The sequence below is a fragment of the Methylomonas sp. HW2-6 genome (assembly GCF_052474525.1).
Genome location: NZ_CP184124.1, coordinates 1,226,517 through 1,251,681, shown reverse-complemented (window position 1 = coordinate 1,251,681; position 25,165 = coordinate 1,226,517). Strand labels below are relative to the sequence as shown.

Below are 25,165 nucleotides of genomic sequence, written 5' to 3'. Positions count from 1 at the left end.
AATCAGGGTAATTCGATGGTGAAATAGCACAACAAGTCGGTGGGCGGAATGCTGCCGGGCTGGTCCGTTTCCGGCGTCAAGGCCTGCACGATGGGCCCGGTATTGCGTTTATCGATGGGCCGGTTAGGTTGATGAGCGACAATAGCGGCTTGCAGCGGGACGGCGGCGAGCGGCCGATGGGCGGTAAAAACGTGAATGCGTTTGGCTCGATCGGGAATTTGATAGACCGGTTTGGATTGATCCGGTACCGCGATCAATGGTTCGCCGCCGGCTAAGACTTCCTTCAAGCCGGCATAGCCGTCGGCTGCATCGGTCATGCTCAAGGCGTAATGCCGCTTTCCGGCATGAGCGGCTTGATTTTGTAAAAATACAATTCTGCCGGCTTTCAAGGTTTGGTAACTCAAACAGGGCGATTGTGTGTCCGCACAGGCCAAGCCGGCATAGACGAACGACACGATTAGGCTTATCGATTTATACATGTTGGGTCGTCGTTGCTCGATTGATAGAAAAAACTGTACCCCACCGGAAAATCGGCTTGAAAAAAATTCATCACTGCGGATACCGAGGGTGGCGGACCATCATAGGGGAAGCGGCTATGAAACTGGCTTTCGATCTCGCTTGCGGAAAATGGCAAGTGTTGGATCAAGACGATGAACACGTCGTTTTCCGCTTGAGCCGGTTCTTTCATCACCCATTCCAGCGGCGTGGCTTGGCCGGGGCCGATACGTATTGTGTTCGGAGGCGGACTATCTTGCCTGGTACTCATGATGTTTAAACCGGTTTTTTCGCCGTAGTTGACTAAGGCGAGGTAATAGTCGATGGGCAACAGGCTATCCTCGGCCCGCAGTAACAAGCCCAATCTGACTTCCGCATGTCGGGTGTTCTCGGCCAATAACGGCAACAAGGGCATGCTGCCGTCTCTGGGTAAGTCAAGGTATTTGACGCTACGCCCGTTGGGAGCGTCGGACGTGCATACCAGGAACGGCGCTTTAGCCATGCCGACTTTGGGGGCTAGCAGTTTCAAGTCGATGGGCGTTTGCAGCCATGCGTAGCCGGTAAGCCATAACCCAAGCAGAACGGCGGTAAACTTGGCGACCAAGTTTATCCGCCGCTCGGCCGCGGATATCCTCAGTCGATGTGCGCCCAGCCATTTTTGCGCCTCGCTGAGCGTATCGATTGCACATACCGTGATGCCGAGCGCTTGCAAGGTGCCGATTTGCGGTAACGATAAAACGGCAATCTTTTCGTCGTTACGGCTAAAGGTTTTCGGGGTAAAAAAGTACAAAGCCTGCTTGGGAAATCGGCCGATGTTGCAGGCGTCGATCACGATATCGAGTTTTTCCGGAATGCCGTTGACTTCGTCTATGCCGATGTCGTTGGCGATAAAACGCCCACCATTCAAACGGCCGGTGGCTATCGCGAACCGATGCGGACCAGCGCTGCCGTTCATCAACAAGGCGATGGCCAAACCCAGTTGCGCGCTGTCGCCCTCGATGTTTTCGGGTTGGCTCGCCACATATAGGCGCTGCCGGTCCAGCCAATTGGCGCGGCGCGTCCAGCCCAAAATCGACCAAGCCGGCTGCAAGGGAAAGCGGCGGATGGCGTTGACCACCGATAAGCCGTCGGCATACAGGCCGCTGGCCATTAATGGCGCGGCTACGATATTCCAGCCTTTGTCCACGGCTTTTGCCTCCCGGTCGGACGTCGAGCCGCCGTGGGGCTGATCTTCTGCATAAATTTCCAGCAGCGTGTGGTGGTGCCGGGAAAGATTTTTTAACGGAATGAAAACGTGCGAGCTCTGCGGACTTGGCGAAAAGAATCGGCGTAAAAACATGGCCCTAACCCTGCTAACTGGATCAACTCGGACGTTCGGATTTAAGTTGCGGAAGATTCGATCAAGGCAATGACTGGATTGACCAGCGCTTTGCGAATGGCCGGGGTATTCTGCAAAGACGAATCGACGCCTTCACCGTCAGCGTTTAAACGTACGGCACAGATGAGTTGGCTTTTGGAGTCGGCGGCGGCTATTCCCAGCACGCAATGGGCGTATCGGTGACTGGCGATGCCCAGAGTTTCCAAGGTCAATTGCAATTTGTCGTCGGCTAGGGCCTGAATAGTCAACCGAAACTGTTGGTCTTGCGATAGCAGGGGGGCGGACGGTAACGGGAACTCGCTTTCCAGGGTATCGGCGGCCAGGCGGCGGATTTCGGTGAGGGGTTGGAACACGGCAGGCCGGAATGGAATCACTTGGGCCAGTCGCCGGGCTCTTCCGAACCATTGCTCCGCGGTTTCGTCCGCTAGTTGGTCCGGCCATGTTTCGGCATAACTATCGATGGTCGTTTGCGACACCGGCGTTTCAGCTTGGATAAGCTCCAGCCTTCGATACACTTCTTGCCAGAGTTGTTTTTCCGATATGGGCATGAGGAGCGACCTGTTTACTCAATAACCTTCATCGTCAAAGTCGAAGCTGCGCAGGACGGTTTCGACTTCCCGCATAATTTTGGTGAACACCGCATCCCTGCCTAAATGGGCGTACTTGGGATCGCTGACCAGCAATTGCTGAAATTGGGGTTCGGCGAATACTTGATCGTAACAATAATGATCCGTCAACAAGCGTTTGGCGGCATATCGCGCTACCCGGCTTATCTTGGCGTCGTTCCTATCCAGGGTTTGCGCCAGTTGTTGCTCCAGCTCCGCTTGCAGACCGGGGTCGTCGCTACCGGATTCATCGTCCGGCGCTTGGTACTCCACTTCAGTCATTTGCAGTAAATACGCTCCGACCGGGCTGGCGGCAAACGCGCTAAAACTGTCGAAACCGGCGTTGCTCAAGTCGCTGCCTCCGCCCGATATATCCTGAAACACCTGCCGATAAGCGGCGTAAGGCGTCGTTTTCTCGCCGCGGGCCAGATAACGATGGGCGGCTTTTTTTATAGCTTTTAATTCACGCAACCGGCCGATGGAAAGCTGTTTATCGGCATCGCTTCCGTATAACAACCGCAAAAACTCGTCGGGCGGCAGGCCAATCGAGCGTAACAATCCGTAACCTTCGTTCAACGATAGCACGATATGCTCGATCAATGGCAGGTAACCTTCGACAAACTTGTCGTCAGCAATTTTCAGGCTTAGCGGCCTGGGCACCGTTTCGATAACGTCGAACAGGGTTAAAGTTTCCGGAACTTCCTGACGATTATCGGCCGCCTTCAGCCATAGGTTTCCGTATTGTTCGCGCAAGCTGAGGGCCAAGGCTTTAAGCGCTTTAGCCTTGTTAGCTATCGCCGCGAGCTTCAAGGCGACCGGCCTAAAAAAATCGTCGTTAATCCGTTGAGTCAAACCGCGTTCGCGGCCCATTCGCGCGGCTTGCCAGCGTATGTCGGGCGCGAGCCGGATTAGAAACAGCAACAGCGAATGTACATTCGTCGGCAAAGCATCTTTTCGGTTAGGCGCGGTTTCAAGCGGACGCAGCAGTACTTCGGCAATGTAAGTATGGGCCTGATAATCGTTAGGATAGTTAGCAGGCTGCGAACGGTCGGATTCGTTGCATGCCAATTCCGCAGGGAATTCGTCTGTACCGGAAATCAAGTCCAGGCTATCGTCGCGCTCTTTCCGCTTGTCGAAGTCTCGAAACAGCAGTTCGCGGCGAAAATAGGTTTTGGCCAGCTCGGCTCTGATCGCATTGATTAGTAGGCTGGATACCGACTTATCGGAGCGTTGTAAACTATCGGCAATATGCTGCGCAATCGTTGCGGCAAATATGACCACGGCTTGGGGCGGAGCTTTTTTCATATCGCCTCGTTCAAAATCACATATCCAGGGTTATTTGTTATTCGCTTGGCCCTGCGAGCAACCTTTCCGCCTGCCGATAACTCAAGCCGGAAATTCCGGATTTTTGCATCGATTGTTTCAGCGAATAAGCCAGTGCCGAGGCGAGGGTACGGCAGGGTTTCCAGATATACCGGCAAGGCGGCGTCGATGGTTTCGGCTTGTTGCAGTTGTTGGCGGCGGTCGGCGATTTCCTGCAGGAACGCGTTGTCATTGACGCAATCGTCCGCCAATTCCAGGGTCCAGCTCAAATCGGCTTGCAGTTCGCATGCGCCGATGAAGCGGCCGGATTGGGCCGGCGGCCATTGCTCCGGCGCGATCAACGACAGCCGGTACTGGTTATCCTTGAAGTACAGCCAATAGGTTTGCCCGGCGGTCGGTTTGAAGCGAATCTGGCTGTTTAACACGAACAGCGAGGTGAACAAGTCGCTGCTGATTTGTTGAAGGTTCTTGGCGGGTACGACCAGTTGCTGCTTGGCTTGTTGCAAGCTGTCCAATAGCGCGACCAAGCCCTTGCCCTGGGGATTTGCCGATTTGTTGATTGAACTCGTCATGCCAAGTGTCCGCTAATCTGCCGAAGGATTTGCGCGGCGCCGGCTACGCGCCGACCGCCGCGGCATCATCGTACCAAAATAGCGGGGTGTCAGTTCCCGATGTGTTCAATACCAAAAATCCAGGGTAGCTGGAAGACGCTGGCGGGATCGGAACGTGCCGGCCCTCGTCGTACAGGCCGGCAGCAAATGGAGACCGCGGCCGCAAAGGCCGCCGATTGCGTCAGGCCGCCAGCCGCCGTTTTTTGGCGAACGACAAACCGGCTGCGCCGGCCAGGAACAAGGTCCAAGCCGCCGGCAGCGGCACCGGCGCGGTTTCCAGGATCAATTGCGGTACTGGATCGGTGCTGTTTTGCGCGCTCGTGAAGTAATAAGGCACCAGCAAGTTGCCGCTGCCGTCATCTTGGCTGACGAGAGGATCGATGGCCCCGCCCAACGCGAACTTGCCGCCCAGTTTGGCGTTCAAGTCAGCCAGCGCCCCCGCCAAATCGATGGTCAGAATCGAACCGGTGGTGATGGTGGAGGCCTTCAAGTCGGCCTGGCCATAAAGGGTGCCGTCGTTCATGTCATCGAAGGCTGCCAGATTTTCCGCTGCGCTGGAATTGCCGTTGGTCAGCACATCGACGCCGGTCGAAACCGCGGAAATTTTGTAGTGATCGGTTTCGTTCGGCGATCTGGCGTCACTGGGCGAGAAGATTTTCAAGGTCGCGCCGACGATCTTGCCGGTGATTTGGCTCAAGTCGTAAACAAAATAATGACGGATGGTAATCTGGGTCGTCGTGTCGGAAAAAGGACTGCCCAGGTCGTAGCGCGGCAGATTATCCGGCGTGGTATGGGAAACAATAGTCGTGGCACCGCTGACGGTTTTTTCGAAGATGCCGAAGTTGGCGGCGTCGACCGTCACCAGGGCGGCGCTGGCGTTGGAGCTGATCGCCGGCAACAGCAGCACGGCCAGTAGCGAAGATTTAACAAGATTCATCATATTCACCTGAGTATTGAAATGGACTAAAACATGTTGGCCGCATCCTTGGGGGGGCAGATCAACATCAACAACCGCCAAACCGCAAGGTTATGGCGGCATGCAACAGCACGGCCTGGATGCGCCGAAGCTGTCGGTACTTGCAGTAGCGCGGAAACCGCGAGCGAATCGCCGTTGCCGAACTGCGGTTAACCGGGGGCGTGCTTTGAGTTGTGCTTCGACGCATTAGCCCGGTTACTGGGCGGATACTGTAATCGGTCCGGCGCTGCGCTTCCCCCTCCCCAGAGAGGGTATTTGCAGGTGAATATTTCACAAACGGCAAAATGTGCTACGGCCGGGTTTCCGCGCCGTCAGCCTTTCACCGTTTGGGGGATAAGCCAATCTGGGGGTAAGACTTGGCTTGTTGCGGTTTAGAACGACATCTCGATTCCGACCCAATACGCTCTGGGCGCACCGGGCCCGATGAAGGTACTGCTCAGCCAATCCCTGGAGTTGTAATTCCAGCCACTCGGACCGATGGCACCGCGCTCCGACGGCGAAAACGGATTGGTACCCAGCCGCCCGGCCGTCGCATATTGCCGATCGAACAAGTTATTGATCATGCCGAACACTTTGACCGTCTTACTGACTTGGTATTGGGTTTTCAAATTAAAGATGGCAAAGCCGGAGACGCTGCCGGCATCTTTGTATTGGCGGCCTCTGACCAGGATCGAATTACCCAGTTGGTCGGTGGTGTAGTAATAGTGGTAGGCGCCCTGCTGATGGTCGTTGTTTTCGTTACCGCGCACGAAGGAGGCGGTGTGCGCCACCATGTTGATGCCGAACTGCCATTGCTCGGTTACATGAAAATTCAGCGAAGCGTTGATGTTGTGTAACGGCACACCGGGCATACGGTCACCGGGGTTTACTTCGATCATGTCCTGCAAGGCCACAATCGGCCTCCCGGTCGAATCGTACAATTGCTGCCCGAAGTCGGCATTGACATCGCGCTGAGCGGCGCTGCTGTTGTGCGGACTCAGCATGAACAGATGCGACTGGAAGGTAGCGTCGGTATAGCCGTAGTTCAGCGAGAAATCGACGATGCCGGCCTTGCCGGAAAAACCGAACTCGATCCCCTGCCGCCGGGTCTCGCCGATGGTGTCGAAAAAGCTACGGTCGGCGGTAATCCCGACCAGATAAATGTCGTTGCTGACATCGGTGCGGTAGACGCCGGCATTCCAATTCCAATCGCCGAAAACTTTGCCGCGCACCCCAAATTCATAAGAACTCGCGAAAATCTGCGGCAGAAACGGATCGCCGGACAAGGCGGTCGGCAAGGTGCAGGAGCCGCCGATTGTCGCCAAGCTTTTAGGTATTGATTGCGAGTTGGGATCGCCCGGATCTTGCGGCACCATGGTGCCGTCGTAAGCGCAGCCCAGTTCCACAGTGGACGGCGTCCGCGTGCCCCGGCTCCAGTTAAAGAACGGATTCAAGTCCTTGTATGGTACATCCTGGTTTTTGAACGGCAGATAACTAAAGCCGGCCGACGGGTTGAACGAGGTGTAGTCGAAGCTTTCCGAAGTTGGGGTTTCGCTATATTGGCCCAGGCCGTAGTACGGGTTTTGAGAGTTATAAACGTCATTTAACCAGCGCTCGTCGTTGTAGTTGGGCGTGTCCCCACACGAGGCCAGATCGCTGCCGTTGCACAAAATGACCGTCGGCCGGTATTGATTGAGGTCTTTGATATCGCTCAAACTTTCGAAACCGGCACGGGTACGAGCCCGCATCCGGTTTTTGACGTTGGTGCGATTGAAGCGACCGGAAACGCTCAGGTGCAGATTATCCACCGGCGAAAACGTCTCGCTGAAATAGCCGCTGAGAGTGCGGGAAACGCCGCTGAAGGAGTTGTTATTGATGTCCTGCTGGCTGGCGGTGTAAATCGGATCGATGTTGGCCGGGTCCAGATACACCCGGTGACTGGCGTCGATCAAACCAAGGCGCTGGCTGGTGTCGAAATCGGTCGAGGCATAATCGATAGAGCCGCCGAACATGAATTTATGCCGCTTGTTGTTCCAGTTCAATTGCAGCGAGGCGCCGTCGGTGATCTGGCCGATGTCGGTTTTGCTCAATACCCCGATCGGAGTTCCAGGAATGTAGCCGGCGGGCGAATAAATCGGATTGGGATCGATCGGATCGGTGTTGTTAACCGCCGCACCGTTGCGCGGGCCGGACACGCGCTCGTAACGCACGGTGCTGCAGCCGGTACTTAAATTCAAAGGATCCAACGGAAACAGATTATTACTTTCCTCCACCGTCAAGTTCTTTTTGTTTATGCTCGTCGGATCAAGGGTACTGGTGCCGGTAAAGGGGTCGTAGATAAAAAGACCGTAATCGATAATGCCGTCGTGATTGGCATCCTGGTAGCGGCACACCGGCTCTCCGGTCAAAGTGCCGTTCGCTTGCACCACTTGATCCTTTCCCGGTCCGTCGACGCTCATGTCGGAAAATCCCTCGTAAATATCGCCGGCAACCGATTTACGGTTACTGTCGCGGCGGTATATTTGCCCGGTGACACTCCACTCGTCGTTCAAAAACAGTTCGCCGCCCAAGGTGTATTGCTGGAGCTGATTTTGGGTGCTGTCCGGCGAAGTAAACACCGAGGCCGGATCCTGCCGGTACAAATCGGTCGGAATCAAGCCGTTTCCCAACAGGTTGTTGCCCACCACCAAGGTGCTGAAACGCAGATTGTAATTGTCGCCGCGCACATCGAAACGAGCGAAACCCTGGTTAACCTGGGACGGCGAATTGTCTCGCCAGCCTTCTTCGTCGAATCCGGTAAAGGACACAAAAGCGGCGACGGTACCGTTGTTCCAACCGGCGGTCAGCTCGCCTTTCTTCCGGTCCCACGATCCGCCGGTAAACCGCAAGTTGACGCCGCTATCGTCAAAACCGTTTTTGGTGCGTAGCGACAAGGCGCCGCCCAGCGTATTCAATCCGAACAACGGATTGGACCCCGGAAATACGTCCATGCTGGACAAGGCGTTCATCGGGATCAAATCCCAATTGACGATATCGCCGAAGGGTTCGTTCACCCTGACGCCGTCGATAAATACCGACAGGCCTTGCGGCGTACCCAATTGCGGCGACGCTGAAAAGCCGCGGTAGCTGATGTCCATCTGGAACGGGTTGCCCTGGTAATCGTTGACGTTAACCGATTGCAAATGGCTGTTCATCAAGTCGCCCATGCTGGTGGCCAGGGATTCCTTAATGTCTTTGGCGGAGATCGACTGAATGTTGCCGGCGATTTGCTCTTTGTCCAGTTGCAACCCTTCGAGCGGGCTGATCTTGGCGGTAGGTTTGCCTTCGACGATGACACTATCCAATTCGTTGGCTTCGACTTCGCGCTCTGCCGCCGGACATTGGCGGACACCAAACATCAGGATCAACGCTAGAAGCAACCAAGAGAACGTAGTTCGGCATCCGCAGACTGAGTGCGGTGAATAGCGATCGGAAAGCGACAACATGGGAAAGGTCAGTGGTTGGTAAGTTGGCCTCTTGCGAGGATGGCTCTAACGAAAACTGCGCGATTCTAATCGGCAACCTCTTCGAGAGATACAGGAAAAATTCCTTATATTTCAATAATTTTTTAGGATTTTTTCCTGCGCTTTATGCAGCAATATGCCTGCTAGAATGAAAAACAGGTCTCGGTAGCGAAGACCGAATTCTTCGACTCGTCAGCACGCTTATGAATATTTACAAGACGGTGTTATCCGGCGCCGGTATCGCTTCGGTAGCCATGATTTTCGGCGGCGCCCTGCAATGGGCGACCGACGACCAAAACTCGCTCGCTACCCCTAAGCTCTTGATTGGCAATGGTGCAAAGCCGACTCTGCCACAACCAAACGCCGCAACGGCCAATGCATCGAGCAATGCCGACTTGGCATTGACCGATACCGACCCGACAACCCTATCGCCTAACGATCCAAATCCGGCTCCCGCGGGAAAATTACCTGGTGTGTTTCGCGGCGACTGGGGGGAAACCCCGATCTATGCCGCCAATGACCGGGTCAACTACGCCGGCTCGGCCTATTTGAGCCTACAAGCCGAGAATCAAAACCAAGTGCCGGACAGCAGCCCTAACTACTGGCGCTGGTTAAAGACCTACAAGGCCGCTGACCTGGAAACTTGCCGAACCGCCAAGGCCGGCGATGATCTGACCCGTTGCGACTTTAGCGAGAACACGAGCCTGAAGGATCGAAATTTAGCCGGCGCCGTGCTGTTCAAAGCCCGTTTGGGCGGCGAATTGGGCCGCGCTGATTTGAGCGGCGCCGATTTATCCGGCGCGGCAGTGATCGGTTCGCTGGTCATCGGCGCCGAAACCCGGGTGGCCGGCGCCAATCTGTCCAGCTTGCAATCCGACGGCAACAACCCGCTGATCGCCGAATCGGCCAATCTGCAACAAACCAACTTCAGCCAATCCAATTTGTCCGGCGCCAAACTGGCCGGCGCCGACATGTCCCAGGCGCAATTGGCCCACGCCACCATGACCGGCGCGGAACTCAGCGGCACCCAATTGGCAAACGCCGACATGCGTAACAGCAACCTCAGCTACGCCAATTTAGCCGGCGCCGCACTGACCGACACCCGGTTGCGGGAAGCTAATCTGTCCGACGCCAATTTAAACGATGCCTTACTTGCCGATGCCGATCTGCAACAGGCCAACTTAGCGGGGGCGGAACTCGGTGGTAGCGATCTGTCCGGCGCGGATTTACGCGGCGCCGACCTCTCGGCGGCCAAAGGCAGCGAGCGGGCCATTATCGATAGCCGCACCCAATTTCTGTCCGCCATCTGTCCGGATGGCGTGACGGTCGACGGAACCCAGGTAACCACCTGCGTTGGACACGGCTTCTAGCCGATTCCAATGCTCAAGGACGAGCAAACCCTCCTCAATAGCAACGACACACAATTTATCGAACTAAGGAGAAACCATGAAACACACATCACTTGCGGCAGCAATGCTCGCCGCCTTTGCCGTCTCCGGATCGGCCATGGCCACCGGCCTGGTAACGCTACCGGCCACCGGCTTTGCCGTCCCCGGCGGCACTTCGGCCTACGCGACCTGCAACCTGACCGGCGACTTCGGCTCTTTGGAGTCGACTCCGCCAACGTTTTCGCCCAACGGCGGCGCCAACAACACCTGCGCGGTGCCCAGCAACAATCCGCCGGTCAGCGGCTACTCTCTGGTCGTCAGCACCCCGCGCAATATCCGCATCAACAACATCACCATCGGTACCGTAACCGACCAAGTCTGGCGTAACGCTGCCGGGACCAGTTGCGTTTACGCCGCTAAAATCCGCCTGAACAACGTCGACTACAACCCGTCGTCAGCCGGCACCCAGTATTTCGAAGTCAACGATTTCAAACGCGCCGGCTTTCGCAATCGCGGCCCGGTTTCCGCCGGCTACAATTTCGTCACCCGCGGCGGCTCGGCATCGGATGAAGTCTTATTCCGCGTCGGCTTGACCTCTACCTCGGTCGCCCACGTCGCCGGCAGCACGGTAGCGCAACCACTGACCTCGGTCGCCCCCATCAGCGACAACTGGGTGGACTTTACCTCGGACGTTAACTTCATGGACCCGGACGGCTCGTCGATGCGTGATTCGTCTTGGTTTTACGTGCAAAGCGGCTGTACTTCGGCAACGCCGACCGCCGTGACCGGCGCGTTGCGCTTCCGTCAAACCGGTCAGGAAGGCCAACCCGTTGTGGAAATCAGCGTGGACGGTTTCGCGCCGGCCGGTGCCAATACCAATCAATAATTAACCAATTCTCCGGAATCGATCGGACGCTTCGTCCGACAGTAAACCGGCGCAACCGCGCGAGCAGCATAAGCTTGCGGTTGCCCCGGCACCTTAAGCTCAGGCAACTCAAATCAAATAGCTGCGGTTGGACCGGAGCCGCGAATATTCAGATCATCTGTAAGCCCTTGCGGCGAAGCCCCATTCAAAGCCCGGACAGATCCGTCACCACTACCTGCGCCCGGCAAACCAGCGCATCGCGTTCGGTTGCGGCAAAACGGTCCAGGTTGCGATAGACCATGCTCAGGCGTGGATTGCGCTGTAACTGGTCGCGGTGGCGGATGAAAAAATGCCAGTACAGCGCGTTGAATGGACAAGCGCGCTCCCCGCTGCGGGCTTTTTTATCGTAATGACAACCCTTGCAATAGTCGCTCATCCGGTCGATGTAGGCCGCGCTGGAGACGTAAGGTTTGGTGGCCAGCAAGCCGCCGTCGGCGAACTGGCTCATGCCCAGCGTGTTGGGCAGTTCCACCCATTCGAAGGCGTCGATATACACACCCAGATACCAGCGATGTACGGCCTCGGGCGCCAAGCCGGCCAACAGCGCGAAATTACCGATCACCATCAGCCGTAGAATATGGTGGGCATAAGCGTATTGCAGCGACTGGCCGATGCAGGCCGCCAGACAGTTCATGCGGGTTTCGCCGGTCCAGAACCAGGACGGCAGCGGCCGGGTATGACCGAAATGATTGAGTTGCGCATAATTCGGCATCTTGGCCCAGTACACGCCGCGCACATATTCGCGCCAACCGATGATTTGCCGAATGAAACCTTCGACGGCCGCCAGCGGCGCTTGGCCCTGGCGATAGGCTGCTTCGGCTCGCTCGACTACTTCGCGCGGGCTGAGCATTTTAGTGTTCAACGCAAACGACAGCAGCGAATGAAACAGGCGCCAACTGCGCCGGCTCATCGCGTCCTGAAAATCGCCGAACTGGGCCAAGCCGTCGCTGATAAAAGCGTCGAGTTGCTGTAACGCTTCCGCCCGATTCAGCGGCCAGCGAAAGTCTTCGGCGTCGGCCGCGCCGAAACTGTTGACGCCGGCAGCGACGATGTCTTGCCACAGCGCGCTATGGTCATGCCGCGGCCGGTTGTCGTAAGCCACCGCCGGCACGCCGGGCCAGGCCTTGCGGTTGTCATGGTCGAAATTCCATTGCCCGCCCAGCGGCCGTTGCCTGTCGTCGAGCAATACGCGGTGTTTGACCCGCATCCGCCGATAGAATTTTTCCAGCAACCAATGCGGCTGGGCGCCGAAGCATTGGGCGGCTTCGTCTCGCTCGGTGTAGAAATGTTCGCTGTCGCAGGCCCGACTGGCGATAGCCAGGTTTTGGCAGTACTCCCGTAACTGCCGATCCAGCCGCCATTCGTCGGGCAACTGGTATTCGAAGCGCTGCGCTTGAAAGCGGTCGATCAAGCAATCCAGATTGGCGGGCAGCGCTTGCCGGTTGTCGGCATCGTCGATTTTCAGGTAATGGACGCGATGGCCTCGAGCGGCCAATTGCCCAGCAAAGTCGCGCATCGCCGCAAAAATGCCGATGATTTTTTGGGCATGGTGCAGCACGTAATCGGTTTCCTGACGGATTTCCATCAGCGTATAGACCACGTTCGGGTCGCTATCGACCAACCAGCTATGCAGCGGATTGAGCTGGTCGCCCAGGATCAGGCGCAATGTAGTCATGGCGCGGTTACCGCTGGCCGTTGCCGGCGGCAGCGTTCCGAGCAATATTTCACGGCATCCCAGTCTTTTGCCCATTTCTTGCGCCAGGCAAACGGCCGGTTACAGACCGGGCAGACTTTCGACGGCAGCGAAGCCTTGCGATGCATCAAAACTCCAATTCGGTTTGCATCCAGCCGCTGGCGGCTCGAGCTTTTCGACGCCGCGCCGGCCGCTGGCGCGAACCGTGTTTGGCGACGATGGCGGCCTTGGCGGCTTTGACTTCTGCCTTGCCACGCACGGCATAAAGTCTGGCTTTGGCTTGTCGGGTGGCGATTTCCAGATCGACCGGCGGTTCGGCAATATCGACGCCGACCTTGACCCCGCGTTGCTGTTGCAGTCTGGCCGGCATCCGCCAAGGTTCGAACAGCCATGCCTGTGGCACCCGCCGCATGGCCGGCAGCCAATTCCGAACGAAGTGGCCGTGCGGGTCGTGGTCGCGAGCTTGTTTGATCGGGTTATAGACGCGGGTGGCGTTGATGCCGGTGGTGCCCGCCTGCATTTGCATTTGGCTCCAGTGAATGCCAGGCTCGTAATCCAGAAATTGCCCAGCAAGCCAATGGCCGACCGGCTGCCAGTGCAGCCACAGCGGATAGCTGGCCACCGAAACCAGCATGGCCCGCATCCGGAAATTCAGCCAACCGGTCTGCTTCAACATCGCCACGCAGGCATCCACCAGCGGCCAGCCGGTGCGGCCGTCGATCAGGGCTTGAAAATGATGCGGATTCCAATCGGCTTCGCGCAGACCGTCGTAGCCGCGATGCATATTTCTGAATTCCAGCTCCGGCTCGCTTTCCAGTTTCTGGATGAAATGGCAATGCCAGTAAAGACGGCTGACGAAAGCCGTCAGACCGGCCCGGCGCGGGTCGCCTTGCGGCAAGGCAGCGATCTGGCGGCGGCTGGCTTGCACCACTTCCCGCAGACTCAGGCAACCGAAGACCAGATACGGCGACAGCCGCGAGCAGGCAGTTGGTGCCGATAATGGCGAGGAGATGCCGCCGCGATATCCGCGGCTGCGTTCGAACAGAAAATCGCGCAAGGTTTCGATGCCCTGGCGGCGCCCGCCCTGTTGCCGCTGCGGCGGATCGGATTGGGTCAGGCCGAAGGTCTGCGGCTCGGGCAACCTCATCCGCCGCTCCGGTTGCAGCCATTGACCGCCTGTCGGTGCTTCCAGACAATTCGCCGCCATCAGTTTTTCCCACTCGGTCTGCCACAAATCGCGATCCCGCAGGCGGCGCACCACCCCGAATTGGGGATATTCGTGCCAGGGTAAGCGCCGAGTCCGGCACCAGCGCTGCACGGCCAAGTCGCGCTGAAAGCTGAGCCAGTTGCCGGTTTCCTGATGCGAATATATGGCCGCGAATGGCGCCTGCCGCCACAGCCGTTCCAGTACATCGACCGCTTCGCCGATTTCAACCCGCAAGCCGCCACCGCGTTTTCGTAGCGCCAAATCCAGGTCTAACAGACTTTCCCGCAGAAAAAGGTAATGTTGGCTTGCCGCATCGGCCGCGGCCCACAGGCTGGGTTCGATGATGTACAGGCACTGGACCGGACCATGGCGGCAAGCTTGCCACAGCGGCGCGTGGTCGCGCAGGCGCAGATCGCGCTTGAACCAGACCAGGTTGTAACTCATCGCTCAATGCCAGCCTTGGCGCCAGGTGGCGGTGTCCTGCAAGGCCCGCCACGGCAGTAGTTGGATGCGCTTGCTGTGCACCGCTTCCAGCTCGATCAACTCCAACGGCAACGTCGGATCGTCGGGCCATAGCACTTTACTGACGATGAAATGCTTTTCCTTATTTTGCGGCGCGACGGCGGTCCATTTGCTGAGCAGCAATTTACGCGGATTGAGTTTGGGCGGTTTGGTTGGGTTCATGACTGGCGAGATGCGGGCGTTTAGTCTGCGAGCTTACCAGTCGATCCGGATTTGGCGAGATTTTGCAGCCAAGGTGCGAATCGAATGCGCAACGGGGCTCCCGCGTTCGCGGGAGCGAGGGTGGGGTTCGATCATTTGTAGCTTGGTAGTTATAACCAACTACCAAGCCCAATCAATTCCCCGGCTGCAAGGTTACTTCGACTTCGCGGGTCTGGCCGTTGTTGACCAGCTGCACTTTGACGACATCGCCGATTTTCTGTTCGTCCAGGCGGGCGAACAATTTGGACAAGGAGTCGACCGGCTTGCCGTTGATCGCGACGATGATGTCGCCGGGGATTATCCCGTTCGGCGTGAGTTCGACGCCGCGCAAGCCGGCCTTATCCGCCGCCGAACCGGGTTGTACGCGCAACACCGCGACGCCGGCCGTGCCGGTCAAAGCGGCCAGCCGTTCGTTCATCTGTTGATCGATTTCGATGCCCAGGGCCGGACGAATGTATTTGCCCTGTTTGATCAATTCCGGCACCACCCGCATCACCGTATCCACCGGCACCGCGAAACCGATGCCGGCCGAGGCGCCGCTGGGGCTATAGATTGCGGTATTGATGCCGATCAGGCGGCCGGCGGAATCCAGCAACGGACCGCCGGAATTGCCGGGATTGATCGCCGCGTCGGTTTGAATCAAATGCTCGACGGCCGGACCTTCCTGGCCGCCCAACGAACGGTCCAGCGCCGATACCAGACCGCTGGTCAAGGTCCAGTCCAGACCGAACGGGTTGCCGATTGCGAACACTTTTTGCCCGACCTTCAAATCGCTGCTAGTACCGATCGGCACCGGCGGCGGCCGTTTGAAGCCGACACCGATCTTCAACACAGCAATATCGTGCACCTGGCTGGCGCCGACCAGTGCGGCTTTGTAATCGCGGCCGTCGGCCAGTTTGACGGTGGCTTCGTTGGCGCCGGCGATGACGTGGAAGTTGGTCACCACGTGGCCGGCTTCGTCCCAGATAAAGCCGGAGCCGGTACCCTTGGGTACCGAAAATACGTTACGGGTCCAGGCGTCGCGCACCAGCGCGGCGGTGCTGATGTAAACCACCGAATCGCGGGATTTTTCGAATAGCTCGATGGTGCTTTTCTCGTCGGCCGCCAAATCGCCGCGCGCCGCCACGGTTCGGATCGATGCCGGTTCCGGCGCCGAAAGTCCTGGGCGCCAATTCCAAACGGCTAGTAGTACGGCGGCGACTGCGCCAACCGCGAGCACGCGCTTGACGAAGGGATCGGCAGAATGGGTTTGCTTGGGATCGTTCATGGCGGCCTCCGGCTATTGGGTTCTGATGCCGGCGACATGGTAGCGCGTTTAGCGATTTTCAAGCGCAGACTACCTAAAAGCGGCAGCACAACGCCTGAGGTTTAGGCGTCCCACTGCAATCGGAAACACGCCTCGTCTTCAGCGTATTGGCGAAAACCCAATTTGGTATAAAACGGCAAGACGGGGTTGGCTTTGATGACATTGAGCCTGACCGGCAATGCCTTTTGCCTGGCTATATGTTGTATGTGAATAAGGATTTTTCGGCCGAGTCCTTGGCGTCGATATTCCGACTCGAGCATGATCATCGCCAGCCGGAGATGGTCGCTACATTCGTTCAACACGAACCCGCCGATACGGTGTTCGCCCCGCCAAATGACCTGCCAATCGCTGGGCTTGAGGTTTTGGTTAAAACCGCTTTTCTGAAAGTCTTCGTCCCAACCCCAGGTAGCTTCGATGTAAAGCTGCATAGATTGGCGGTACAGCCCGAACAGCCATTCGGCATCGGCCGGGAGGCCATCGCTCAATAACAGGTCTTTTATGTGTTCGGGAGATTCGGACATGGGTTTATCGTCAGACCCGATTCGGAAACGACACTTCCAGCACCACGCAGCCAAGGTCGGTTTTGAACGGACCGTGCAATTCGCCGGGCGGTCGGCTGGCGTAGTGGCCGGCTTCCAGCCACAGGTCAAAAGCCGCGTCGTACAAACGGCCGCTGACAATGAACACTTCTTCCGGGTAGTCGTGGGTCTTGCCGCCGAATTCGGCGGTGTCGGCCCCCGGCAGGAAGCGGGTCAGGCGGGTATATTCGCCGGTTTCCGGATCGATGCTCAGCGTCAATTGATCCGCCTGGCCTTCCAGACCCGGAATCGGCTGCCAGCCGTCCTGCTTGGCGGGAAATAACGGATTCCAATAAGTGCAAGTCGTTTTCGGCATGATCGGTTAGGCCAATTCGTACAAAATTGCGGCGCATAAGGTCAATCCCAGCCAGTGGTAACCGCCGACCACCAGTGCGTAAAGCCCCGGTTTCGGCATGTTCGGCGAGATGGCATTGACTGCGGTAAGCGCGGCGCCGTAGCCGGCACCGATCGCAAACCCGATTTTTAATGCATCGGTCAACGATGCCGGCCGGATTAAATCGAACAGGATTGCAGTGGCAAAAGCCGCAATCAGGCAGCCCAGCCATGGCCCCAGGTAGTAGATCGCCGGCGGCCGCCAGCGTTGCGGACGGCAAAAGCCGACCGCCCGGTCCCAGTATTTGCCGAACAGCGGCGTGAACCAAAGCCCGCCCAACATGAAATAGGCGGTTCCGGCAATTAACGTGGCAGACAATGTCATACGCAAGCTATGTGGGGTGGGCGGTCAAGCGTTGCAACACGTCGATATCAAACGGAAGCAACCGGGCGAAAGCATGCCGACTTGCGTCGGCATGGCAATATCGGGTTATCAATAATAGACCACAGACGCCGAGCAACTCAGGTCGATGTATCGGGACGCATTGACCACGCCTTTGGGTGGTTCACCGGTAAACGGCGTGGCAACCCGGGTCAGGATCAACTGGCTGACGAAATGCTGCGGAGCGTCGCCCAAGTTGATTTGCGGAATCACCACGGAGGCGTGGTCGATGCGCAAATCAGGAATGTGTTCCAGCGTGACCTCCCACAGCTCGCCGATTAAAGTGGATTCGACCGTGATGTCGGCCTCTTTGAAGGAATAGTTCTTTTTACCCAGGTCCAGATTGAGTATGGTCACCGCCGGGAAAATGCCGACTTCCGCCTTGCTGCCTATGCTCAGAGTCAGGTTGGCGCCGCGGCCGAAACATTCGTAAAAATTAGGTTGCTGTACGGCATGCGCAGCACTGGCCAAGCCGCCCGATAGCAACGCGCCGACGATCATCGATGTGTGTTTCAGTTTCATACTCTACTCCAAAGACTAACGATGAAAATATAAGGTCGCCATTCATGGCGCTCCTGTTGTTGCCGAGTGCAATCGCTAGATTCTAGCGAATTTACTCAGTTCTTTTACGATAACCGCAAATCCCTGCCGCCAACACCCTACAGACTTAGGGGGCAGGACCTAGAGCGGATTCCGCTGCACCGTTGTTGTCAGCTTCAGAAACGACCGCACCTCCGAAGCCAAGGCGCGGTCGCAAGGTCTTTTCACGACGGCAACCCGGTGCCAAAATTTAAAAAGGGTCCGGACGATCTTCGTTACCTAATACCGCCCGAACCAGAAAGTGCGGCGCGGTCCAATCACCGTCCACCGCATCGCGCAATGCCAAAAGATGAGCTTGGTCTTCGCCCGCTAAACCGCCGGTGGCCAACGCATCGCCGCGGCGAACGACCTGGCGAAATATGCGATGCCAATGCACCTCAGGGTCCAGCCACGACAAACCTTGAATTCGCGGAAATCAGGGTTGAAACGTCGAGACCGGCACTTCGCCAGTCTCCGTTTCAGTCGATAGCAAGATTAACCGGGATACGCTAACGTTTCGCCCTACCTGCGGGGGGTGTTTTTCAAATGATTGGTAGGCTAGACGCCGATTGCCGAGGAACTAAATTCCAAGCGAGAAGGTCGGAAATTCGCCCGAAACCGCTGTAATGACTCAGAGGTGACTGATATGAAAAACAACAACACACTTAGAACAGCGGGGTTGACCGTTTTATGCGGACTATGGCTGATGCCGGCTTGGGCCGAACACAGCGAACATACGGTAGCGAAAACCCAGACCTCACCGGTAGAAGAAGTCGAATACGAATTCTACGATTACCACGCCGGCATCACCTACCCCGGCACCTTGCAAAATTATCTATTTCGCCATTCGGAAAAAACCCAGCCGCCGGGCGAGCGAGCATATCCGGAGCTGGAATACCATGACCGTTAACGGTTGACCGCCCCGATCAAGCGCGGCTGAATTTGAGCCGGTTCCCAATCCGGCAGCAGGAGGCTGATGAAATATTTGTTTGATCCCCTTCTCGCGGCGGTTTCGGGTACCGATCGCGCGAAGCGACCCACAATCCCGCCGCTTGGGCTGTCTCAATGATTGGAAAGGTTCAGGCGGGACAATGACATTTGGCCTTGAACGGGCGGCCGGTTGCTGCAGAGAGAACGCTGTTGCCTGTCGATTAAACCGAACGAGTAGCAAGCGTGGGAAACTTACGGACACAAAAAAGCCCAGATTGACTGGGCTTTATGGTCTGGCTGGATTGGTTTAGACAGCCTGAAACATCATTCAATATTCTGAATCTGCTCGCGCATCTGCTCGATCAGCACTTTCAAATCGATCGAGATCTGGGTCATTTCCCGGTCGGCGGATTTGGAGCCGAGGGTGTTAGCTTCCCGGTTCATTTCCTGCATCAAAAAATCCAGGCGCCGGCCAGTGGGTTCGGGTTGCTTTAACGCACGCTGCACTTCCAGGACGTGAGTTTCCAGACGGTCCAATTCCTCGGCCACATCGAACTTTTGTGCCAGCAGCACCAGCTCCTGCTCCAGCCGGTCGAAATTGGGCTCGGCAACCATTTCCTGGACTCTGGCGGTCAATTTATTGCGTAAATTGTTCAATACCTCGGGCATCCGTTTATGCGCCGCTTCGACCAACACCAACACCTTCTGGCAGCGGTCTTCCAGCAATTGTGCCAGTTGCGCCCCCTCTCGAACCCGAGTCTCCAGCATTTTGTCCAGAGTTTCCTCCAGCAGCTGAACGATTTTGTCGTGCAGCGCGTCCTTGTCGGTCTCCTGCTCTTGCTGAACACCGGGAAAAGCCAACACATCGAGCGCCGAAAAAGCTTGCGGCTTGCTCATTTCGGCTTCGATAACGGCGGTAGCCGCCAACAGACGCCGCACGTTTTCCCGATTCACATTGAAGCTGGCTTCGCCGGTCTGCTTCTTGTAACTCAATGCACATTCGATTTTGCCGCGTTTCAGCTTTTCGGCTATCAAGCGGCGAACGTCGGCTTCGGCAAATCGCAAGCGCTCGGGCAATTTGACGCTGACGTCGCTGTAACGGTGGTTAACCGAACGCAATTCGCACAAGATAGTCAGGTTGTCGGCGCTCATTTCGCCGTCCGCGAACGCGGTCATGCTTCTAATCATTTTTCACCTATAATCTTCACGCTTTACCCGCGCAGCTTTCCTTATGGCCGAATACTACGATCCGGAAACCTACCCGAAACAATGGAACTACCTGCAATCGGGAACCATTATAGATCAGTACATGATCGAGCGGGAATTGGCGCACGGCGGCTTCAGTTCGGTCTATCTGGCCCGGCAAATGTCCGACCAGACGCAGGTGGCGATCAAGGAATACTTGCCGCGCAAGCTGGCGCACCGTACCTGGAATAACCTGGTGGCGCCGAATAGCGAAGAAGCCAAGGCGTTATTCATGCGCGGCCGGGCGCTGTTTTTCGAGGAAGCCAAAGTTCTGGCGATGCTGAAGCATCACAACATCGTCGACGTAATCAACTTCTTCCAAGCCAACGATACCGTGTATATGGTCATGACCTACGACTACGGCGTCACCCTGGATAAAATCCTACACCGCAAAAGCCTGCCGATTACCGAAGAATTCCTGTTGACGGTATTCCCATTGTTGCTGAACGGTATCGACGCGGTTCATCAAAAAGGCTTGGTGCATCTGGATATCAAACCCGCCAACATTCTGATCCGCGCCGAAAACGATCCGCTGCTGCTGGATTTCGGCGCGATCCGCAAAATCACGCTGGACCCGCAGCGCAACCGGGCCAAAGTGCTGACCAACGGGTATTCGCCGATCGAACAATACGACAGCAACGGCAATCTCGGCCCCTGGTCCGACATTTACGCCGTCGGTGCCAGCATGCGCGCCTGCCTGGACTACAAAATCCCGATACCGTCGCCGGACCGCGCCAAGCAGGACAATTTGCCGCCGGCCGTCAAAGCCCACAAGCGCCGCTTCCCGGAATATCTGTTAAAAGCGATCGATTGGGCCATGGCGATTTTTCCGGAAAACCGGCCGCAAACCGTCGCCGAATTGCAGCAGGCGCTGAGCCCCCAATAGTTAAAAATCGGCCCGGCAAAGCCAGTATAATGCCGCAACTTTTGATACAGCCGAGAACAATATGAGACCAAGCGGACGCAATCCGGACCAATTACGCGAAATTCGTTTTACCTGCCATTACACCAAACACGCCGAAGGCTCGGTGTTGGTGGAATTCGGCGACACCCGGGTCTTATGCACCGCCAGCGTCGACAATAGCGTCCCTCGTTTCCTAAAAGGCAAAGGCGAGGGTTGGGTCACCGCCGAATACGGCATGCTGCCGCGCTCGACCCACAGCCGGATGGACCGCGAAGCCGGCCGCGGCAAACAAGGCGGCAGAACTCTGGAAATCCAGCGTCTGATCGGCCGCTCCCTGCGCGCCGCGATCGACTTGAAGGCGCTCGGCGAAAATACCATCACCATCGATTGCGACGTGATTCAAGCCGACGGCGGCACCCGCACCGCGTCAATCACCGGCGGTTTCGTTGCCTTGTCGATTGCAATCGACCACCTGCTGAAAACCCACAAAATCAAGAAAAACCCGCTGCACGGCCAAGTCGCTTCGGTATCGGTGGGCATTTACAACGGGGTACCGGTGTTGGACCTGGACTATGCCGAAGACCACCAGGCCGAGACCGACATGAACGTGGTTATGAACGAAGCCGGCCACTTCATCGAAGTCCAGGGTACGGCCGAAGGCCATGCCTTCAGAAAGGACGAACTGAATGCGATGCTGGAACTGGCGGAACACGGCATCAAACAATTACTGGAAAAACAACAAGCGGCGTTGGAAGAGGCGAAGAAACCCGCGCCGAAACCGATCGCATTCTAAGCCGATGAGTTCGATCGTACTGGCTAGCGGCAATCCGGGCAAAATTCGGGAAATCCAGGCCATTCTGCAAAGCGACAAGATTCTGCCGCAATCGCAATTTAACGTCGCCGAACCCGAGGAAACCGGCTCCACCTTCATCGAAAACGCGATCATCAAGGCCCGCAATGCCGCCGCGCATTGCCGGCTGCCGGCGATTGCCGACGATTCCGGCATTGTCGTCGACGCACTCAACGGCGCGCCCGGCGTGATTTCCGCCCGCTATGCCGGCATCGGCGCCGACGACCGAGCCAATCTGGAGAAACTGCTGGCGGAAATGCGCGATGTGCCGGACGCCTTGCGCAGCGCCCGCTTTATTTGCGTGATGGTTTACCTGCGCCACGCTGCGGACCCGACTCCGCTGATTGCCCAGGGCGTCTGGGAAGGCAAGATCCTGCCTGCTGCGGTCGGCGAAAACGGCTTCGGCTACGATCCGATTTTCTGGCTGGACCAATTCCAATGTTCCTCGGCGCAACTGCCACCGGAAACCAAAAATGCGGTGAGCCACCGCGGCCAGGCCTTACGCGCACTGGCCCGGCAGTTAAATCCGTGAACCGGCTGGAACCGATTGCCCGCCGCTTCGCCGGCGGCCGGAACATCCACGCGATCAGGCCGCTCGGTAACGGCCTGATCAACGATACCTTCCTGGTCGAAGCCGATGGCGACAACTTCGTCTTGCAAGCCATCAACGACCGGGTGTTTCCGCATCCGGAACGCATCGCGGAAAATCTAACCGCATTGAACCGCCACCTCGGCCGACAAACCGCAGTCGAGGTTCGTTTACGCATCCCCCGACTGCTGCCGGCTGCAGACGACGCGCAAATTCGCGACCGCGACAGCGGCCGGGTCTGGCGGGCACTGGAATGGATCACGCCATCCGAAAGCCGGGAACGGCTCGCCAATCTCAGCGAAGCCGGCGAAGTCGGCGCCGCACTCGGCCATTTTCATAGCTTGTGCAGCACCCTGGCCGCCGAAACCCTGCACGACACCCTGCCCGGCTTCCACATCACCCCCGAATATTTTCGTCAGTATCAGGCGGCGTTGGCTCAAGCACCGCAAGTGCCGAGCGATCCCGAGTTTGCAAGCTGCCGCCGTTTCATCGCCGATTTCGGCGCAGGCATCCATGAGCTGGAACAGGCCAGACAGCGCGGTGAATTGGTGGATCGAGTGATACACGGCGATCCGAAATTGAACAACTTTCTGTTCGAGCCGAACAGCGACCGGATTATCGGTTTGGTCGATCTGGATACCGTGAAACCCGGTCTGGTGCATTACGACATCGGCGACTGCCTGCGCTCCTGTTGCCATATTCCGGACACCAACGGCTTCGATCTGCAGCGTTGCAGTGCGGTTCTCGAGCACTATCTGGCCGAGGCCGGCCATTTTTTCACGGCGGCGGATTACCGCTATCTGTATCCGGCGATCCGTCTGATTCCGTTCGAACTGGGTTTGCGCTTCTTCACCGATTATTTGCAGGGCAACCGCTACTTCAAAGTGGACGACGCCGGCCAAAATCTGCGCCGGGCGCTGGCCCAATTCGAGCTGGTGCGAGATATCGAACGCCAACGCGACGCCATAGAGAAACTGATAGCAAAATTGACTCCGACAACCGCTAGCTAACGCCGCCCGCCCCGACACGGGCGGGCTGACGCATCAATGGCCGGCAGACGGAGTAATGTCTTCCAGCGGGATGCCTTGAATCTCGACTTGAATGCCCCGGTCCGGCGCCGCCAACATGAAATCGCCTATCGTCTCTAAGATATCCAGATCGACAAATTGCGCCTTGTAACCGTCGATCAGCAGTTCGCAGTCATTTGGGACCTCCTGCAGGCATTTGCGCAATAGGGCCTTATTCAAAAACGATACATCCTTATGCAAGCGCAGCAGGTAATGCTGGCCGTGCTGAGTCAAGGTAATCGCCGCGTGAAAATTGGCGCGCAGCACGAAGAAAAATCCGCAGCCCATGCCTATTGCAATGCCCACCAGCAGATCGGTTAACAAAATCGCGGCGACGGTAATCACAAACGGCAGGAATTGGTTCCAGCCCTTACGGTAAAACTCGACGAACATGGCCGGTTTGGCCAATTTGTAACCGGTTTGCAGCAAAATCGCCGCCAGACAGGCCAGCGGAATCATGTTCAGGTACTTGGCGAAAAACAGCACGCTGACCATCAACAGCAGACCGTGGAAGAAGCAGGACAGCCGGGTCTGACCGCCGGCGTTGATATTGGCCGAACTGCGCACGATCACGGCCGTAATCGGCAAACCGCCGATCATCCCGCTCACCATATTGCCCAAGCCCTGCGCCTTCAGCTCGCGGTTGGTCGGCGCCAATCGTTTGTGCGGATCCAGCTTATCGACCGCCTCGATACTCAATAAGGTTTCCAGGCTGGCGATAATCGCAATGGTCACCGCAATCGAATAAACTTTCGGATTGCCGAAATAGCTGAAGTCCGGCAACCGCAACTGGTTGACAAAATTGGCGGTAGTGCCCAGTTCCGGCAAGGACACCAGATGCTTATCGCCGATCGCCAATTCCGGGAAGTATTGCAGCGCCACGGCATTGAAACCGACACCCCAAATCACAGCCAACAACGGCCCCGGCACGAGCTTCAAACCCTTGAAGCGTTTGATGAGCGCGCTGTCCCAAACGATCAGGATCAACAACGCGACCACGCTAACCAGCGTCACGCCGGGCGTAATGCCCTCCAAGGCCTCCGACAATTCGAAAAAACTCGATTCGGCGGTCTCTTGCATGTAGCTTTCGTCGCCTTCGAAACTGGTGTCGTAGCCGGTGGCGTGCGGTGTCTGTTTGATGATCAAAATCAGACCGATTGCCGCCAGCATGCCTTTGATCACCGCCGCCGGAAAAAACGCGCCGATGACTCCGGCTTTCAAGAAGCCCAATACAATCTGCAGGCCACCGGCCAGTACCACACTCAACAGGAAGCCGCCGAAGCCGCCTAAGGTTTCGATGGCTTCGAAGACGATCACGGTCAGGCCGGCCGCCGGACCGGACACGCTCAGTTGCGAGCCGCTAGCCCAGGACACCAGCAAGCCGCCGACCAATCCGGCGATGATCCCGGAAAACAGCGGTGCACCGGAGGCCAGGGCCACCCCCAGGCAGAGCGGTAACGCCACCAGAAAAACCACGATGCCGGCCGGCAGATCCTGGTGCAAATGTTTCAGGTAATAACTCAAATGCGTTGTCAT

26 protein-coding genes are annotated in these 25,165 nt (G+C 57.2%); 7 read left to right on the top strand and 19 right to left on the bottom strand.

The annotated features are described in order from the left end of the window. Window positions 1-2: 2 nt before the first annotated feature. The 7 genes from ACH518_RS06770 to ACH518_RS06740 form a co-directional block, all read right to left on the bottom strand. Complete coding sequence (locus tag ACH518_RS06770) at window positions 3-479, bottom strand: hypothetical protein (protein ID WP_445372340.1); 477 nt, start codon at window positions 477-479, stop codon at window positions 3-5. Continuing rightward, window positions 464-1,834 (bottom strand): hypothetical protein, encoded by a 1,371-nt coding sequence (locus ACH518_RS06765; RefSeq protein WP_445372339.1) that lies wholly within the window; start codon window positions 1,832-1,834, stop codon window positions 464-466. The genes ACH518_RS06770 and ACH518_RS06765 overlap by 16 nt, the downstream gene beginning before the upstream one ends. Window positions 1,835-1,875: 41 nt before the next feature. Next, window positions 1,876-2,421: a hypothetical protein gene (locus ACH518_RS06760; RefSeq protein WP_445372338.1), complete on the bottom strand. Its 546-nt coding sequence runs from the start codon at window positions 2,419-2,421 to the stop codon at window positions 1,876-1,878. An 18-nt stretch (window positions 2,422-2,439) separates the two neighbouring features. After that, window positions 2,440-3,783 (bottom strand): hypothetical protein, encoded by a 1,344-nt coding sequence (locus tag ACH518_RS06755; protein ID WP_445372337.1) that lies wholly within the window; start codon window positions 3,781-3,783, stop codon window positions 2,440-2,442. After that, window positions 3,780-4,373 (bottom strand): DUF2452 domain-containing protein, encoded by a 594-nt coding sequence (locus ACH518_RS06750; protein ID WP_445372336.1) that lies wholly within the window; start codon window positions 4,371-4,373, stop codon window positions 3,780-3,782. The genes ACH518_RS06755 and ACH518_RS06750 overlap by 4 nt, the downstream gene beginning before the upstream one ends. A 220-nt stretch (window positions 4,374-4,593) precedes the next feature. Beyond that, a complete protein-coding gene (locus ACH518_RS06745) occupies window positions 4,594-5,352 on the bottom strand; it encodes a hypothetical protein (RefSeq protein WP_445372335.1) in 759 nt (252 codons plus the stop codon). 407 nt (window positions 5,353-5,759) lie between these two features. Then, on the bottom strand, window positions 5,760-8,765 hold the full coding sequence (locus ACH518_RS06740; RefSeq protein WP_445372334.1) for a TonB-dependent receptor: 3,006 nt from the start codon (window positions 8,763-8,765) through the stop codon (window positions 5,760-5,762). Window positions 8,766-9,073: 308 nt separating this feature from the next. On the opposite strand from ACH518_RS06740, the gene ACH518_RS06735 reads away from it, so the two are divergent. Further along, entirely contained in the window at window positions 9,074-10,240 is a 1,167-nt protein-coding gene (locus ACH518_RS06735) for a pentapeptide repeat-containing protein (protein WP_445372333.1), read from the top strand. Window positions 10,241-10,316: 76 nt separating this feature from the next. Beyond that, on the top strand, window positions 10,317-11,144 hold the full coding sequence (locus ACH518_RS06730; protein ID WP_140912108.1) for a hypothetical protein: 828 nt from the start codon (window positions 10,317-10,319) through the stop codon (window positions 11,142-11,144). A gap of 184 nt (window positions 11,145-11,328) precedes the next feature. Here ACH518_RS06730 and ACH518_RS06725 read toward each other — a convergent pair whose 3' ends face one another. The 10 genes from ACH518_RS06725 to ACH518_RS06680 form a co-directional block, all read right to left on the bottom strand. Then, the gene (locus ACH518_RS06725; protein WP_445372332.1) at window positions 11,329-12,858 is read right to left on the bottom strand and encodes a cryptochrome/photolyase family protein; all 1,530 of its coding nucleotides are present in this window, start codon (window positions 12,856-12,858) and stop codon (window positions 11,329-11,331) included. Further along, entirely contained in the window at window positions 12,855-13,004 is a 150-nt protein-coding gene (locus ACH518_RS06720; RefSeq protein WP_445372331.1) for a DUF2256 domain-containing protein, read from the bottom strand. Before ACH518_RS06720 ends, ACH518_RS06725 begins: the two co-directional genes overlap by 4 nt. After that, window positions 13,004-14,527: a deoxyribodipyrimidine photo-lyase/cryptochrome family protein gene (locus ACH518_RS06715; protein WP_445372330.1), complete on the bottom strand. Its 1,524-nt coding sequence runs from the start codon at window positions 14,525-14,527 to the stop codon at window positions 13,004-13,006. The genes ACH518_RS06720 and ACH518_RS06715 overlap by 1 nt, the downstream gene beginning before the upstream one ends. A gap of 3 nt (window positions 14,528-14,530) precedes the next feature. Further along, window positions 14,531-14,767, bottom strand: a complete 237-nt coding sequence (locus ACH518_RS06710; protein ID WP_445372329.1) for a TIGR02450 family Trp-rich protein — start codon at window positions 14,765-14,767, stop codon at window positions 14,531-14,533. 172 nt (window positions 14,768-14,939) lie between these two features. Next, complete coding sequence (locus ACH518_RS06705; RefSeq protein ID WP_445372328.1) at window positions 14,940-16,073, bottom strand: S1C family serine protease; 1,134 nt, start codon at window positions 16,071-16,073, stop codon at window positions 14,940-14,942. Window positions 16,074-16,174: 101 nt separating this feature from the next. Further along, entirely contained in the window at window positions 16,175-16,633 is a 459-nt protein-coding gene (locus ACH518_RS06700) for a GNAT family N-acetyltransferase (RefSeq protein ID WP_445372327.1), read from the bottom strand. Window positions 16,634-16,643: 10 nt separating this feature from the next. Beyond that, window positions 16,644-17,006, bottom strand: coding sequence for a cupin domain-containing protein (locus ACH518_RS06695; protein WP_445372326.1), 363 nt, complete (start codon window positions 17,004-17,006; stop codon window positions 16,644-16,646). A 6-nt stretch (window positions 17,007-17,012) separates the two neighbouring features. Next, window positions 17,013-17,408: a DUF1761 domain-containing protein gene (locus ACH518_RS06690; protein WP_445372325.1), complete on the bottom strand. Its 396-nt coding sequence runs from the start codon at window positions 17,406-17,408 to the stop codon at window positions 17,013-17,015. Between the two features lie 108 nt (window positions 17,409-17,516). Then, window positions 17,517-17,987 carry a hypothetical protein gene (locus ACH518_RS06685; protein ID WP_140912101.1) on the bottom strand — a complete coding sequence of 157 codons (471 nt, stop codon included), beginning with the start codon at window positions 17,985-17,987 and terminating at the stop codon, window positions 17,517-17,519. A 268-nt stretch (window positions 17,988-18,255) separates the two neighbouring features. Further along, window positions 18,256-18,441 carry a hypothetical protein gene (locus tag ACH518_RS06680; protein ID WP_445372324.1) on the bottom strand — a complete coding sequence of 62 codons (186 nt, stop codon included), beginning with the start codon at window positions 18,439-18,441 and terminating at the stop codon, window positions 18,256-18,258. Between the two features lie 249 nt (window positions 18,442-18,690). On the opposite strand from ACH518_RS06680, the gene ACH518_RS06675 reads away from it, so the two are divergent. Then, window positions 18,691-18,954: a hypothetical protein gene (locus ACH518_RS06675; RefSeq protein ID WP_445372323.1), complete on the top strand. Its 264-nt coding sequence runs from the start codon at window positions 18,691-18,693 to the stop codon at window positions 18,952-18,954. A gap of 344 nt (window positions 18,955-19,298) precedes the next feature. On the opposite strand, the gene ACH518_RS06670 is transcribed toward ACH518_RS06675, so the two are convergent. After that, window positions 19,299-20,162 (bottom strand): YicC/YloC family endoribonuclease, encoded by an 864-nt coding sequence (locus tag ACH518_RS06670; RefSeq protein ID WP_140912099.1) that lies wholly within the window; start codon window positions 20,160-20,162, stop codon window positions 19,299-19,301. Window positions 20,163-20,205: 43 nt separating this feature from the next. Between ACH518_RS06670 and ACH518_RS06665 the strand changes: the two genes are divergently transcribed. From ACH518_RS06665 to ACH518_RS06650, 4 genes are all read left to right on the top strand, one after another. Next, entirely contained in the window at window positions 20,206-21,105 is a 900-nt protein-coding gene (locus tag ACH518_RS06665) for a serine/threonine protein kinase (RefSeq protein WP_140912098.1), read from the top strand. 61 nt (window positions 21,106-21,166) lie between these two features. Continuing rightward, a complete protein-coding gene (gene rph / locus ACH518_RS06660; protein WP_140912097.1) occupies window positions 21,167-21,916 on the top strand; it encodes a ribonuclease PH in 750 nt (249 codons plus the stop codon). Between the two features lie 4 nt (window positions 21,917-21,920). Further along, window positions 21,921-22,505 (top strand): RdgB/HAM1 family non-canonical purine NTP pyrophosphatase, encoded by a 585-nt coding sequence (gene rdgB, locus ACH518_RS06655; RefSeq protein WP_140912096.1) that lies wholly within the window; start codon window positions 21,921-21,923, stop codon window positions 22,503-22,505. Then, the gene (locus ACH518_RS06650) at window positions 22,502-23,572 is read left to right on the top strand and encodes a phosphotransferase enzyme family protein (RefSeq protein WP_445372322.1); all 1,071 of its coding nucleotides are present in this window, start codon (window positions 22,502-22,504) and stop codon (window positions 23,570-23,572) included. The genes rdgB and ACH518_RS06650 overlap by 4 nt, the downstream gene beginning before the upstream one ends. Window positions 23,573-23,605: 33 nt before the next feature. Here ACH518_RS06650 and ACH518_RS06645 read toward each other — a convergent pair whose 3' ends face one another. Then, entirely contained in the window at window positions 23,606-25,165 is a 1,560-nt protein-coding gene (locus tag ACH518_RS06645; protein ID WP_445372321.1) for a SulP family inorganic anion transporter, read from the bottom strand.